This is a genomic window from Alteromonas sp. S167 (assembly GCF_036864375.1).
Taxonomy (GTDB): domain Bacteria; phylum Pseudomonadota; class Gammaproteobacteria; order Enterobacterales; family Alteromonadaceae; genus Alteromonas.
On sequence record NZ_JAZETR010000015.1, the window covers coordinates 12,943 to 28,655 of the forward strand.

At 43.3% G+C, this 15,713-nt stretch carries 8 protein-coding genes; 5 read left to right on the plus strand and 3 right to left on the minus strand.

The window, feature by feature from the left end; translation table 11 throughout:
- The first annotated feature begins 359 nt into the window (after positions 1 to 359).
- Positions 360 to 2,663 carry a catalase/peroxidase HPI gene (gene katG, locus V7R35_RS17350; protein ID WP_334016142.1) on the plus strand — a complete coding sequence of 768 codons (2,304 nt, stop codon included), beginning with the start codon at positions 360 to 362 and terminating at the stop codon, positions 2,661 to 2,663.
- Between the two features lie 181 nt (positions 2,664 to 2,844).
- The gene (locus V7R35_RS17355) at positions 2,845 to 3,330 is read left to right on the plus strand and encodes a hypothetical protein (protein ID WP_334016143.1); all 486 of its coding nucleotides are present in this window, start codon (positions 2,845 to 2,847) and stop codon (positions 3,328 to 3,330) included.
- 39 nt (positions 3,331 to 3,369) lie between these two features.
- Here the strand turns inward: V7R35_RS17355 and V7R35_RS17360 are convergent, their stop codons facing one another.
- A complete protein-coding gene (locus V7R35_RS17360; protein ID WP_334016144.1) occupies positions 3,370 to 4,695 on the minus strand; it encodes a mechanosensitive ion channel family protein in 1,326 nt (441 codons plus the stop codon).
- Between the two features lie 560 nt (positions 4,696 to 5,255).
- On the opposite strand from V7R35_RS17360, the gene V7R35_RS17365 reads away from it, so the two are divergent.
- The 3 genes from V7R35_RS17365 (at position 5,256) to V7R35_RS17375 (ending at position 11,991) form a co-directional block, all read left to right on the plus strand.
- Positions 5,256 to 7,817, plus strand: coding sequence for an HWE histidine kinase domain-containing protein (locus tag V7R35_RS17365; protein ID WP_334016145.1), 2,562 nt, complete (start codon positions 5,256 to 5,258; stop codon positions 7,815 to 7,817).
- The gene (locus V7R35_RS17370) at positions 7,817 to 10,228 is read left to right on the plus strand and encodes a two-component system response regulator (RefSeq protein WP_334016146.1); all 2,412 of its coding nucleotides are present in this window, start codon (positions 7,817 to 7,819) and stop codon (positions 10,226 to 10,228) included. Before V7R35_RS17365 ends, V7R35_RS17370 begins: the two co-directional genes overlap by 1 nt.
- A gap of 284 nt (positions 10,229 to 10,512) precedes the next feature.
- Complete coding sequence (locus V7R35_RS17375) at positions 10,513 to 11,991, plus strand: DEAD/DEAH box helicase (RefSeq protein ID WP_334016147.1); 1,479 nt, start codon at positions 10,513 to 10,515, stop codon at positions 11,989 to 11,991.
- On the opposite strand, the gene V7R35_RS17380 is transcribed toward V7R35_RS17375, so the two are convergent.
- Both V7R35_RS17380 and V7R35_RS17385 read right to left on the minus strand, forming a co-directional pair.
- Positions 11,988 to 12,791: a thioredoxin family protein gene (locus tag V7R35_RS17380; RefSeq protein ID WP_334016148.1), complete on the minus strand. Its 804-nt coding sequence runs from the start codon at positions 12,789 to 12,791 to the stop codon at positions 11,988 to 11,990. The two genes, V7R35_RS17375 and V7R35_RS17380, sit on opposite strands and share 4 nt — an antisense overlap.
- A gap of 226 nt (positions 12,792 to 13,017) precedes the next feature.
- The gene (locus tag V7R35_RS17385; RefSeq protein ID WP_334016149.1) at positions 13,018 to 15,540 is read right to left on the minus strand and encodes a S8 family serine peptidase; all 2,523 of its coding nucleotides are present in this window, start codon (positions 15,538 to 15,540) and stop codon (positions 13,018 to 13,020) included.
- Between the last annotated feature and the right edge of the window lie 173 nt (positions 15,541 to 15,713).

Consider the following 15,713-nt stretch of genomic DNA (forward strand, 5'->3'; position numbering starts at 1 on the left):
GTAAAACTTTCAAAATGTCAGCGTAAGTCATGAAATTTTTTCTTACTTTGATTAAATTTGATTTACTTTTGCACAATTTATAGCGGGTGATTGTTCACTGCCTCATACGTCACTCGAAAACATTTCACAGCGTGTGAAATAGCTTCACGGTTTTAGGCGCACTGTGATCTTCATACTAAATCATTGAAAGAGAATGTCTTTTTTTTAATTGAAAAATTCAATCAGCAGAATCCATTTTATTATCTGTCATTTAATCGCTGCACTGACTATCTTCTTAAATGTATTAGGTAAATAGAATGTTAATAAAAAGGGTGTGAATCACTTTTTATTGTCTAAACAATGTAGAACGGGAAATGAATATGATGACAAGAAGGTTTAAAAGAACAACAGTTTCTGCACTCGTTGCGCTTTCTTTGTGCGCCACAGGTGCAATGGCTAACGATCAAATAAGTAAGCCTGCTGGCGCAAAAGGCATGGGAATGACAAAGGCATTCCAAGCCAAAAGTAACCAATTCTGGTGGCCTGATCAGTTAGACCTTTCACCACTGCGCGATCACGACAAACGCTCTAACCCTTTAGGCGAAAATTTTAGCTATGCAAAAGCGTTTTCAAAGCTAGACCTTGACCAAGTAAAAAGCGATATCAATGAATTATTAACGACGTCGCAAGACTGGTGGCCCGCCGACTTTGGTAACTATGGTCCTTTCTTTATTCGTCTTTCTTGGCATGCTGCTGGTACCTACCGTACGCTTGATGGTCGCGGCGGTGGTGACGGCGGTCAGATGCGTTTCGATCCTCTTAATAGCTGGCCCGACAATGGTAACTTAGACAAGGCACGCCGTTTGTTATGGCCAATTAAGCAAAAGTACGGTGAGAGTTTGTCATGGGGCGACCTTATGATTTTAGCGGGCACCGTAGGTATGGAAAACATGGGTTTTGATACTTACGGCTTTGCTGGTGGCCGTACCGATGATTGGGAGCCGGACCTGGTATATTGGGGCCCTGAAGTTGAAATGCTAGCCAGCGATCGCGAAGAGCGAGATGGCAAGCTTCAGCGTCCACTTGGTGCAACGCATATGGGTTTGATTTACGTAAACCCAGAAGGTCCCAAAGGTAAGCCAGACCCTATGGGTTCAGCAAAGAACATCCGCATTGCATTCGGTCGTATGGCGATGAATGATGAAGAAACTGTTGCGCTAATTGCAGGTGGTCACACGTTTGGCAAAATGCACGGTGCACACAAACCTTCAGACTGTCTTGAAGGCGAACCTGGCGCAGCAGGCCTTGAAGAGCAAGGTTTAGGTTGGAAAAACAACTGCGGCAAAGGCAATGCTGAAGATACTGTTACCAGTGGTCTTGAGGGTGCTTGGACACAGCTGCCCACTAAATGGACTAGCTTGTATCTACAAAACCTATTGGGCTTCGAGTGGAAGCAAACGCGTAGTCCTGCCGGCGCTATCCAGTGGATCCCAACTGACGAGTCGTTACACCAGTCGGTGCCTGATGCTCACGTAGAAGGTAAAAAGAACCCGCCGGTAATGACAACCGCGGACTTGGCGCTTAAATACGACCCTGAATATCGCAAAATCGCTGAGCGCTTCCTAGCCGATCCAAAAGAATACCAAACTGCATTTGCGAAAGCATGGTTCAAGCTTACGCACAGAGATATGGGGCCAAAGGCACGTTACTTGGGTAACGATATTCCAGAAGAGAATTTCATTTGGCAGGATCCTGTGCCTGAAGCCGACTACAAAATGATTTCTGACAAAGATGTGAAAAAGTTGAAGTCAGACATTTTAGACACTGGTTTGACGGTTCAGCAGCTTGTTAAAACAGCGTGGGCGTCGGCATCAAGCTTTAGAGCATCAGACATGCGCGGTGGTGCGAACGGAGCACGCATTGCACTTCAGCCTCAAATGGGCTGGGAAGTAAACGAACCAGACACTGTTAAAGAAGTAGTGGCGAAACTTAAGGAAGTGCAAGAAGAATACAATTCTCGCATGTTCTCTAAAAAGAAAGTGTCGTTGGCAGACCTTATTGTAATTGGTGGTGCTGCTGCAATTGAAAAAGCTGCTGCAGATGCCGGCGTAAAAGTAACTGTGCCGGTTAAGCCTGGGCGTACCGATGCAACTCAAGAGCAGACTGATGTAACTTCTTTCTCGTTGTTAGAACCATCAGCTGACGCCTTTAGAAACTACTACAATGCGCAAGCAAGCTATCGTTCACCGACCGATATGTTAGTAGATAAAGCCGACCAGCTTAACCTTACGGTGCCGGAAATGACGGTGTTGCTTGGTGGTATGCGTTCACTGGGTGCAAATGCAAACGGCACTACTCATGGTGTATTTACTGATAACGTGAATACATTGAGCAACGACTTTTTCGTTAACTTGTTAGACATGGGCACTAAGTGGAGAAAAACGGACGACCCTTCTGTTTACGAAGGTGTAAACCGTAAAACCGGTGAAGTGAAATACACAGGTACTCCTGTTGATTTGGTGTTTGGTTCAAACAGTGAATTACGTGCAGTAGCGGAAGTGTACGCTTACGACAACGCAAAACAACGTTTTGTTGAAGACTTTGTTGATGCGTGGACAAAAGTAATGACGCTTGACCGTTTCGACTTACGCCATGACCTAACTGCGTCGTTGTCTAAGAAGTAGACTCGCGCAGTTTGTAAGGTATGTAGAAATGCGCCAGTGGTTAAATAAGTAACTTAGGCGATTAAAAACGGGGCTTGTTGCCCCGTTTTTTGTGCACGCTTATAAGCAAGTGAAGCGTCGCATTGCAAGGGGGGATTAGGTACACTGACGCATTAATGCACAAAATACAGGCACAGTGGTAATGGCAAGGCTACAGCGCGCGTTGGTTAACTTAGAAATACTAAGTGAAGACATTAACGATTTAAGTGACACTGCATTATACGGTGACACTCACAAGCGCCTGCTACAGACTATGCTAGATACGTTACTAGAGCTGAACACCTTGATAGTCGACGAAACACACGCAAGCTTTCAGCAAATGCTGGCAGGCTCGCCATTTGAAACTGTGTTTGAAAAGAAACAGATGGTGTCGGTGTATGTGAAGCTACTGGGTTATGTTATTACAGCGTGTGAAGCTACTAATAAGGCCAGCTTGATTATTAATGACAACTTTGATGAAAGTGCTGATAAACGTTTAGAGCTGCTGCAGGTGAAAGCAATACGCGCGAAGTCGCAGCTTAAAACCGTCGCCACCGCAATGGGAAAGTCTGATTATCAGAAGTTTCTTTTGATGTGTGGGTTAAGCGCACCAGAATGGAGCTGGGATGTGCTTCGCGCGAGGTTTTAAGCCGAGCGCGAAGCATTTTCTATAGTTCAAACGTATTATCTATGGTGTAGTGTTACGAATACCAATGTCTTGTTCATTGATCACTCGTACTTCACGCTGCGGGAACGGAATTTCAATGTTATGTTCGCGAAGTGTTTCAAAAACGATGAGTAGTAAATCGCCACCTACGCGGTTTTTACCGTCATCTACGCCTTCCATCCAGAATTCGACAAACATATTTACACCCGAGTCGCCAAAGCTATCAATCTCGCAGTCTGGGCGTTCTTCAAAGGGAACGTCGTCACCATTAATTACTTGAGGGTGCTGACCAACAGCCTCTTTCACAATTTCAACCATGGAACGAATATCAGTTTTATAGGCCACGGAAAAGTCAATGCGATAACGCTGTTTCTGGTTTTTATGGGTCCAGTTTATTAGCAGTGAGCTGATAAATTTCTCATTAGGAACCAGTACGTCTTTACCGTCGTAAGTTTCTAATACAGCGTAACGCATCTTAAATTCGCGCACGATGCCCTTCTGACCATCTTCTAACTCAACATAGTCACCTACCGTTAGCGACTTATCTAATAAAATGATGATGCCAGAAATGAAGTTTGACGCTATCGACTGTAAACCCAAACCTAAACCAACGCCTACAGCACCACCAAACACGGCCAATGCAGTAAGGTTTATACCCATAACATTCAGCAGTAACAGGAATACCACGCAGAACAGGGCTACTTCGAACAGCTTTGCAAACACTTCTTTGGTAGATACGTCCAACGACTTATGGTTGCGGATGATATCTTGGCCAATGGCATTAGAGCTTCTTCCCAAGTAGAAAAGTAGTGCGCCAAATAACAGTACACGGGTAACGCCATACGCCGAAATTTCTACATTTCCAACCGAGATGGCAATAGATTCTAGGGTAGAGGTGATTAGCGGTAAGATACCTACTAGGTGTAAAAACAATATGGGTAGGCCAAGCCAGCGCATGAACGTTGCTATGGTTCTGTTTTCTACAAAACCATGAATAAGCGAGTTTACGAAAAGCAGTAAAGCAACGACAACAGCTATTTCTAGTAACCAAGCGTCGAACTGAAACTGTTCGCCAAGCACTGTGGTAAGTTTCAACATGCTAATAGTAATTAGCGGAAACAATGCCTCACCCAATTTGAACATAAAGCCATGTAAAGTATGCGCTCCATGTTCAGGTGCTTCACGGGTAAATTTAAATGGTTTTTTCACTTGCCTTGCGAGTATAAAAGCAACGCAGTAAATCACTGCGATGGTTGCGAGCTGAATCATAAAGCTGTCAGACATCACAGATGCTTTTACCAGCGACCACTTTTCTTCAAAGTGCGTAGTCAAACTATCAACATTCATGTTTTCTTCTTCATTGCTAAACCACAGTGCTGTGGTAATTAAATACTGCGCGGTTTTTATCCTTTAACGTGGTGTAGGTAAAGTGGTTTTTAACATCCACAACATCAACATGTCATAGTTTTGATGATTTTGCGACCTTGCGTCGCTCGACAAAGTTCGTTATTTGTTATTTCTGACTGTGCCAGCGTCTTTTTAAAATGATTTAAAACTTTGATATATATGATTTTATTGAGTGTTTAGCGAGCTATCTCTTTTAGGACTCAGAAACATGCTAGGTTTGTTAACCCTACTTTTTTTGTCGTTTTGATAAAAATAAAAACAGTTTGTGGAAACACCATTGTTGCGGTTTTAACACTTCGTCAAAGACTTCTATTTCTTTTAAGGCTACCAGAATTTTAAGAATATAAGATTCTTTTAATGAAAGTGAGGTGTTATCTACAAACTAGTCTACACTTTTAATGACAACCGCATCTAGCGAGTTATCTTTCGACATTTTTTTAAGGTTTATGACCAGTGGCTCGCTATTCTATAGAGGGCTCCATCTCTAATAGGCGAGATCAATGCAAAGAGATTCGAGTGACATAAACACGCTAGTGCGTCAGTGTGACGATGAACCCATCCATTTACTAGAGCATGTGCAACATTACGGCTTTCTCATCGCTGTAAGCACAGAAGGCATTGTTTCCCATATATCAGAAAATGTTGGCGACTTTCTTGGCGTAAACGCTTCGCAATTGCTTGGTGAAAACTTATGGGAATGGGGAGGTAAAGAGCTAGCTCACGCCATTCGAGGTGCGCAGCATCAGTCTGTTATTATTGGCAAGCCTTGCCACTTAGACGCACGAACCTTAAAAGGCGCAACTGGTAAGTTCGATATTACGGTACATTCAGTAGGGGGTACTGTGGTTATTGAGTTTGAACCAGAAGCTGCTACTGCAAGTTATGACAATGTGCTATCAGCACTAATGAATCAGATTTCTCAGTTGAAAGGCATCCAGCTGCTTTACGATGGAATAGTGGAAGCTTTAAAGTTTGCGACTGGTTTTGACAGGGTCATGCTCTATCAGTTTTTATCAGATGGTGCAGGTGAGGTCGTTGCTGAGGCTAAAAATGCAGACATGGCGCCATTTTTGGGTTTGAGATACCCCGCTTCTGACATTCCAAAACAAGCGAGAGCGTTATACAAACGTACGTTAACTAGAACTATCGCTAGTGTGCATGCCAAAACGTCTCCCTTATTATCTCACGACGATAATGCACCTGCCCTTGATTTATCACAGTCCAAGTTGCGCGCCGTTTCCCCTGTCCATATTCAATATTTACAGAATATGGGAGTGGGTGCATCCATGTCTATTTCAATCATTATTGAAGGGGAATTATGGGGGCTCATTGCATGTCACCATAATTCAGACAAAATTGTTTCAGTGCGGCTACTTTCGCAGTTAGAGCTTTTTAGTGAAATATTTTCATTAGAACTTTCGAATAGACTAATACAAGAGCGTATTCGTGTAAGCGAAAAGGCAACGAGTACCTTCACGACAATATTGAGTAATCTTGCGCTAGGACAGTCATTAGCGAATGCAATAGTAGAACAGCTAGAATTGTTAAAAGGACTTATTGATATTGACGGAATAGGGTGTTGTTTCAGTGATGAGTATGCAAAAAATGGTGCTGCACTTAGTCATAAAAAAGTCAAAAAGCTCACCGAGCATCTTTCAAAGTACCCCGATGCAGAAGTGCACCGTTTAGATAACTTAATGGCTGCCGATGAGGCGCTTTCTGACAGTGAAGTTGCTGGTGTACTAGCTATAAAAATATCATCCTCGCCAATGGATTATATTTTTCTGTACCGCAAATCTATTACTCAAAAAGTGATGTGGGCTGGAAATCCGGAAAAGCGTGTGGAAAAGCGCGGACATGAAAGCATACTGACGCCGCGTGCAAGCTTTGACAAATGGATAGAAGTTAACGCAACAAAATCTATTTCATGGACAGATTTAGACATGGAGAGAGCAAAGTCAATTAGGCTTGGGGTAATGGAACTAACGATCAAGCATCTACACGAAAAAGAGACAATACAACGTGAGGCCAAAAAGCGTTTAGAGTTACTCATTGGCGAACTCAATCATAGAGTTAGAAATATTCTTAATTTGGTCAGTGCCATAGTGGGGCAAACATCACAAACAAAAAATGACATCGATACGTTTGTTAACTCGCTATCAGCAAGAGTATCTGCATTGGCACTAGGCCATGATCAGCTAACACATGCCTCGTGGAAAAGTATTAGCTTTAGAAAGTTACTACACAATGAACTTAAGGCTTACATGGTCAATGAGTCAGCGTTCAAGATAGCTGGGCCAGATATTTCAATAACGGCCTATGCTGTCACGCCGGTTGTTTTAGTGTTTCACGAAATGATTACCAACGCAGCCAAATATGGTGCATTGAGTGCGACTAGCAACGATGGCCGTGTTGCCATTACTTGGTCTCTCGATGAAGAAAAAGGCTGCGTGATTGAGTGGGAGGAAAAAGGCGGCCCGCCGGTGGCGGAAATGGCGAGTGAAGGGTTTGGAATGACGGTAATTAAATCTGTTATTCCTCATGAACTGGGTGGCAAAACAGAATTGTTCCCAGACATTTCAGGCTTAAAAGCGCGATTTACGATCCCTAAAAAGCATGTTGAACTTGGTGTTAGCTCTGATGAGGACGATGTGTCTTCTTTATCAGTCACAAAGTCGTCGGTAATGCCTTTGAGTGAACGTAGAAAAACAGCGTCGGCGTTTATCGTAGAAGACAATTTGCTTATCTCTTTAGATTTACAAAAAAAGCTGAAAAGTGTCGGGTTTAAAAATGTAGAAATTTTTGGTGATGTTGGGTCAGCGAGAGCTGCGCTAGCTCAGCGCGACCCTTCAATGCTGTTTCTTGATGTACATTTAGGGAATGAAAATTCCTTTCAGCTAGGTGAGGATTTGAAAAAGCGTGGAGTACCGTTTTTCTTCATCACTGGATATGGTGCAGCCATGGCGTTTCCTCATGCGTTGGAAGATATCACCGTGTTAACAAAACCCGTGGATACTGAACTTTTAGAAAATGAAATCAGAAATCTTGGGTTTGAGGCGTAATGATGGCGAAAAAGGATAAAAAGCCCCAAATACTTATTATTGAAGATCAGTTAGTAGAGGCAATGAACACTAGCCGACTTCTTAAACGGTTTGGTATGGATGTGGTGGGGATAGCTAATGAGCCCACCCAAATTGAATCCATACTCAACGCAAGCTCACCAGAACTTATTTTGATGGACATAAACTTGGGTGGCGCTGAATCGGGCATAGATGTCGCTAAATCTATAATAAAAAAGCACAATCTACCTATTGTATTCACAACGGCTTATACTGACGAAAACACCATTTCAAACGCACTTTCTATTTCGCCTTATGGCTATTTAATAAAACCCTTTGGAGAGATATCTTTAAAAACAGCAGTCCAGATTGCGCTTGAACGCAAGCGTATTGAGCAAGAATTAGCGAGCTCTAACAAACGCCTAACGCTAGCTTCTGAAGTCGCGAAGTTGAGTATTTTAGAAGTGGATAAAGCATCCCACTCGGTTGTTATTAAAAACGTAGATAACCTCCTTAATTTTCCTCAAACAATGGCGTTAGACGATTTTATCGCGTTATTCCCTAGCCGAGACCTATCGGAACTACAATACTCAATAGCAAATAAACATCAGTTTCGTTCTGTATTGCAGCTTGATTTAGAAGGTAGAGAGCGACAGTGGTTCCAAGTCGTTTTATCAGACGTTACGTTAACAAAAGATGAAGTGCAGGTGGGGGCTATTCAGGATGTAACAGAGTTAAGAAGTGCGCAATCGAGCTTGGGCATAGCAGATAAGATTGTAAGTGAAATCAAAGAGGGGGTTCTCGTATACGACCACACAGGAACCGTTATAAAGGTTAATAGCGCGTTCTGTGAAATGCTTGATAAACAAGACGAACAAATAATCGGTTGTCACATTTATAGCGTCTTTCCTCTATCAAGAAAGAAAGACAATAGACCTAACTATCTTGTTGATGGGTTACGAACTGACATTACGATTGTGGATCAATATAACGTAAGACGACATATTGTTATGTCTACTTCGGCTTTTTCTGTAGCTGATAACAAAGAACATTTTGTCGCCATTTTAACCGATGTAACCGAGTTAAAATCGTCGGAAAGCCAGCTTAAATATTTGGCCTTTACTGATGCATTAACAGGGGCTGGAAATCGCAATTACCTAAGTCGCATTGTTGAAGAGTTTACAGAATCCTTCGAGCCTTGCTCCATTATATTTATCGATATTGACGAATTTAAATTAATAAACGATACACATGGTCATGATGTCGGCGACGAAATTCTTCGTGGGTGTGCAAGTCGATTTAAGACCGCAGTAAGAGAAGAGGATACTGTAATACGATTCGGCGGAGATGAATTTGTTGTTGTAACAAAAACAACATGTAGCAATGAAATTGCCCTTATAACTGAACGTATCACTGATGTATTTTCCAGTTCGTTTAGTACGTCATCTGGCGCATTTCAAATTTCTGCTAGCATTGGTGTTGCTACTGCAACTGATAGTATGTCTGCAAGTGAGTTACTCAAAAATGCTGATATAGCAATGTACTCAGCCAAACAGTATGGAAAGAATAGTATTGTTCGTTTTCACGAGAGCCTTTCTAAAGATATTGAGTACAGGCTGTTCATTCAACAAGGGCTTGGTGCCGCAATAGCCAATAAACATATCACCGCATTATTTCAACCCATTGTTGCGGCTGATGGAAGCGTATTGTCTGTGGAAGCTCTTGCTCGCTGGCATTTGCCTGATAAAGGAACTATCCGACCTGATAAATTTATCCCAATCGCCGAACGTACAAAATACATTCATGAAGTCGGTAGGCTGATGCTGGAAGAAGTGTGTATGGCGTTTAAAACCTTGGAACAATGGGGGTTTGGTGAGATTAAAATAAATTTAAATATGTCGGCGGTACAACTGCAAAATGAATCAGTGATAGACATATTTGAGGAATGCATCACAATTCACAATATTCAGCCACGTAAACTTGTATTGGAAATTACAGAATCTACGTTACAAAGTGCTAAGGCCAGAAAATCATTGTCGGCGCTCAAGTCATTAGGTATGACGATATCCATAGACGATTTTGGTACGGGTTTTTCGTGCATTTCCGAACTCGCCAACGAAACCTATGACGCAATAAAATTAGACCGCTCTTTGTTGCCTGACTTTCCGCTGCACGACGATCAAAGTAAACGGCGAGCTTTAATTATTAAAAATGTGGTTGGGCTTTGTCGGTTTCTAGATATGCCTTGCACCATTGAAGGGTTAGAAACTGAAGAACAAGTTGAATTTGCCAAAGAGATTGGCGCAACAGCTATGCAAGGATATCGGTTTGCGCGCCCTTTGAGCCTGCTTGGATTAATGGAATACTTACAAGAAAACCACGCTGCTACAGTGGTAAAGACTGTGAAGCTGTAGGTAAGTAGTCTTATAGATAGACTTTACGTTACACCTTAATTACGAGGTTGGTTAAATTATATGCTGGTGGTGCGAGGTCTATAATGGTAGTATTCGCGCAAATTGATAAGAGTAAAAAGTACGTTCCATTCCCAAATCAATAACAACTAAGTTTGCATTATCTGCAACAACGTATCTCCACACTTTCTCAATAATCTAAATTATCACAGCGTATTTGTGTTACCGACATCTATTAGTTGGTGATCATGTATTTTAGGCTACGTGCCTACATTAGGAGTCATTGAATGTCATTTGACCAACTTGGGTTAGCAAAACCCTTGTTACAAGCCATCGAAAAACGCGGCTTTACAACCCCTTCACCTATTCAAGAGAAGGCAATACCTGAAGTATTGGCAGGAAAAGATGTGCTGGCTGCAGCACAAACCGGAACCGGTAAAACAGCGGGTTTTGGTTTACCTATTTTGCAGCGTCTAATGGATGGACCTAAAGTACGAGGAAATAACGTAAGAGCGCTAATACTTACACCTACGCGTGAACTTGCTGCACAAGTAGAAGAAAGCATACGTGCTTTCGCTGAGTTCTTGCCGCTTAAAACAGCGGTTGTATTTGGCGGTGTAGGTATTAACCCGCAAATGATGGCGTTGAGAAAGGGCATTGATGTGCTGATCGCCACGCCGGGTAGGTTGTTAGACCTGCATCAGCAAAACGCGGTTAAGTTCGACCAGCTTGAAGTGCTGGTTTTAGACGAAGCTGACAGAATGTTGGACATGGGCTTTATTCACGACATAAAACGTGTACTGAAACTGCTCCCGGAAAAAAGACAGAGCTTGCTGTTTTCAGCAACATTTTCACCTGACATTACGGCGCTTGCTAAAACGCTTACGCAAGACCCAGTTAGTATTTCAACGGCTCCAGCTAATACAACGGTGGATGCGGTAGAGCAGCATTTAGTGACTATTGATAAGTCGAAAAAAACCACCGCGCTTATATGCTTAATTAAGCAGAAAAAGTGGGAGCAGGTGTTGGTATTCAGCCGCACCAAGCACGGTGCCAACCGAATTGCTGAAAAACTGTCGCGCTCAAAAATTCCAAGTGCAGCAATTCATGGCAATAAAAGCCAGGGTGCGCGCACCAAAGCGCTAGCGGAATTTAAAAGCGGCGACATTAAAGTGTTGGTAGCTACCGACATTGCTGCGCGTGGAATTGATATCAGCGAGCTGCCCATTGTTGTTAACCTTGACCTTCCAAATACCGCTGCAGATTATGTTCACCGTATAGGGCGAACAGGAAGAGCAGGGGCAACAGGCCAAGCGTGGTCATTCGTTTGCGCAGAAGAGCTGCAAAATCTTAAGGACATCGAAACACTTATTCAAAAGTTGTTGCCCAGAGAGGTATTAGAAGGTTTCGAGCCACAGCAAGCTGTGCCGCCTACAACGCTTTCAAAGCCAAAGAAGCCTAAAAAGCCAAAGAAGCCAAAAGCGACATCAGACAACGGAAAACGCGATGTTAAGGGCGATAATAAGCATAAAAATAAGCAGGAAGGCAGCGAAAATGGTGGTTCGCGAGCTCATAAGCCATCAAACAAAAGGCGCAGACCAGCGAACAAAGCTAACGCTAGCCACTCGGCGAATGGCAATAAGTACAATGAGAAAAATAAAAGCAGGCAGAATGGAAAGCCTGCTCAAAGTAACAACGTTAAAGCAGGCTCGCCGCGCAGAGCACCAAAGCAAGGCAATCGCGCGGCAGTAACAGGTGCAAGCTAACCTTCGTTAGCCTCCCAAGAAAAAGGATGGTAGTGTCTTAGCGCTGGAGCAGCTTTCGCTTCGTCACTACCATCTCCTTTCATTTCAAGCGTAAGCGCAGCGCGCTTTGTCATTGTTTCTTGTAGTTCAGTTCTAAACGCTTTGGTCTCTTTCCACAGTTTGTAAAAGCCATCTGGCGTATCGCCGTTAATATCGCGCAATAGCATTGGGTTTAGAGCATCATAAGCCTCTTGCAGTCGCAACGCCTGCTCAGCGTAATATTGGGCTTCTTGCGGTGTACTTTGCCACGCTATCATTGGTGCCTTTTGTTTCTCGCTCATATTGGCAAATACTGAAAAGTAATCAACATACTGCGCTAGTGGAATGCTGTCTGCTCTGCCCCATATATCCATGCTGGCTCTGTTAAGCAATGCACTGCTTGATGGGTCCACAATCATGACCGTTGGTGTTGCATAGTAAATTGGGTAGTTAAATCGTTCGGTAATATTTCGGCGGTCTTCAAGCATGCCTACATCAATGAACACCGTTTCATAATGGGGTGTTAAAATACGCTGCATTTCACTTGAAGAGAACCGTTTTGCTAGGCCAGTACTGTCGTGACACCACTGTGCACCTAACACTACAAGTAACAGTTTGTTTTGTTTCAAGGCTTCTGACTGTGCATGCACTACCTTGTTAAGAGGGTTAGCTGTTGGTGAGTATTTATAATCTCTATCTGACTGTGTAGCATTGCAACCGCTAAGCACCATTAATAGAGCAAATATACCTATAAATGGCTTTGATAAAAAATGTAGTTTCATAAAGGTAAAAATATAAAGAACATTCCTTGCAATGTAACATAATTAACCGTCTTACCAACATTCCTTGTTAAATGAACAATCACATAAGAATAGGTTCACGGCATGAAGTAGAAAGAGTTAGTAGCGCTTAGGTAGCGTGACAAATTAAAAAGCCAGCCCCGTATTTAGGGCTGGCAAGTGCTTCAATGTGCAGCTTTTTACAAGCTGCGTTCACACGGGTTGGGCGTTAAAGGTTCACCGTCACTGGTGCAGAGCATGCGGACGTCTCATCACATACCATATAGGTATAAGTACCTGGAGACATATCTCTACTTCTATCGCGATAGCGTCCAGAATTACTGACTTCATCAATAAGTTCGCCGTTGCGATAAATGGTTACGGTATTGGCTTGAGAGCCACTGTACGAAAGGTCAACGCGTAGCGAACCGAAACGAGACAGCATTGCACGGTCAACATCAACTGTGATGTTGCTGTCAGACACAGATACAGTCTGGGTAGACACGCCTGTATTGCTCTGTGAGTCGGTCACGGTAAGCGTAACGTCATACACACCAGTGGCGCTGTACACATGAGTTGGATTTTCTTCAGTAGATGTTGCGCCATCGCCAAAGTCCCAGCTGTAGTCAGAAATGTCGTCGTTTACATCACTACTGTTATTGGTAAATGTTGCCGTTAAACCAGATACATCAACCGCAAAAGCTGCATTAGGCGGTGTAGGTCCAACCTCACCTATGCCAGTAACAACAATATCCCAGGTGTTTACGGTACCGTTATCACCACTTAATGTATCTACTACGTTTAATGTCCAATCCCCCGTAGCCACTTCACCGTTGAATGCATCCGTTGTGTAAGACTCAACAATGTCATCCGTACCACCCCCCTGGTTTTGACGTAAAACAGTAGTAGTGCCTTGTGGTGATGTGAGGTAAAGCACTAAATCGCCGCTGTAGGTGTGAGTAATGTTTACGCCCGCTTGCATGCCGAAAACCGTGATATCATCTGGAACGTTGATAATAAGGTTTACACCTATATCATCAGGATCTTCTTCATTCGGTAGCGTAGGTATTGCCTCACCAGTATAGGCGTAAGGGAAGTCATTTAAGCCCATTGGATACACATAAAGGTTGGCGCTCTTCGATTTTTCAATATCCCCGCTTACACCATTTACGGTGAAGTTATAGGCGCCCCATGGTGTTTCTTCTGTTGTTTCCACCGTTAGCGTTACCGTATCGCCAGGCATTGCGGTGGCTCCGCTCAACGAGCCAATATCACCAGACTGTGAAAGTGTTAACTGAACTTCTTCGTCGTAGCCTGCAATTGCACCTACTTCAACGTCGAATGAGAAACTTTCACCAGCAGTAATTTCTGCAGAGCCTGGGGTAATTGAGAGTTTAAAGCCTGGTGTAGGGTCGGCTTCTTCCAGTGCATTTAGCACATTCAGACGATTACCCGAAGCGGTTCTTCCGTCAGCCCATAGGCTTGTTTCGCCAGTTTCCATCAATAATGTTTTCATTTCTGACGGTGTAAGCTCTGGATTTAAAGACCATACAAGTGCCGCTGCACCTGCGACATGTGGGGTCGCCATCGATGTTCCAGAGAATGCGGCATAACCATCGCCCGGTACCGTTGAGAGAATAGCTGTGCCTGGCGCAGCTAAATCAACAGTTTCAACGCCAAAAGAATAGCCGCTATCGCCGTCGTTTCGGTTAATGCTAGCTACTGCAAATACGCTATCTGTAGACGTTTGGTAATTTGAAGGGTAGTTATCGACATTGTCATTGTTTGAGCCCGAGTTACCCGCAGCGGCAACAAAAAGGATACCTGCTTGCCCGGCTTCTTCAATGGCTGTTTCGAGGGCTTCACTATATCCACCACCGCCCCAACTGTTGTTAGTGGCTTTTATGTTGATACCGCGGTTTGTTTTAAGGTCTGTGAAATAATCGATACATTCAATAGCACCGGCTGTTGAACCTGTGCCGTCAGCACCTAAGAATTTACAGGCGGCAATAGACACTTCGTGGTTTACGCCTACTACGCCAATACCGTTGTTGCCTACAGCACCAATAGTCCCTGCCACGTGTGTACCATGTGAATCGTCATCCATGGGGTCGGTATCACCGTTAACTGGGTCAATACCATAAACATCATCGATGTAGCCGTTGCCGTCATCATCAATGCCGTTCCCAGCAATTTCACCTGGGTTTACCCAAGCGTTGTCTGCAAGGTCTTCATGGTTGTAGTCGACGCCAGTGTCTATTACACCAATTACAACGTCGCTGTCGCCAGTGGTAATGTCCCACGCTTCCGGTGCATCAATATCTACGTCTTCAGTGCCGCCAGCTTGCCCGGTATTGTTTAAACCCCACAATTCGCCATAGGAAGGATCGGTAGTTACAAGCGCTTTACGATACAAATAATTTGGTTCTGCACTCTTTATCGATGGGTTTTTGCTCAGAATTTCAATCGCTTCTTTAACTGATTTACCACGTAGTTCCAGTTTAGCAATGCGACCATTGAGTATGTGTGAAAAGCGGTCATCCACTTCATCTCTGTTGGCATCACTTATACGTGCGCCCACGGAAGCCCTTGCACGCATTTTAGTGGTTTTACTTACATTTTCCTTATACACAACAATAACGCTGCTGTCGTAAAGTTCTGCTTTAGCTGCATTAGCTTGACTCGCCGCAAACAAAGGGAGTAATGCAACTGAAAGTGCTGAGAGTCCTGTTTTTAATGGCAGTTTTTTCATCTTGAGATTCCATAGTTAAACATCAAGTTGTTACTTGTATAAATACGAAATCTTCTTTTTCGGTCTGATATAACTAACGGTTAAAACTTATAACGCAAATTTCAAAAGTCACCAGTAAATTGATTAAAAATACAACTTAAACACTACGAAAATGAGATAAGAAAATTAAAATC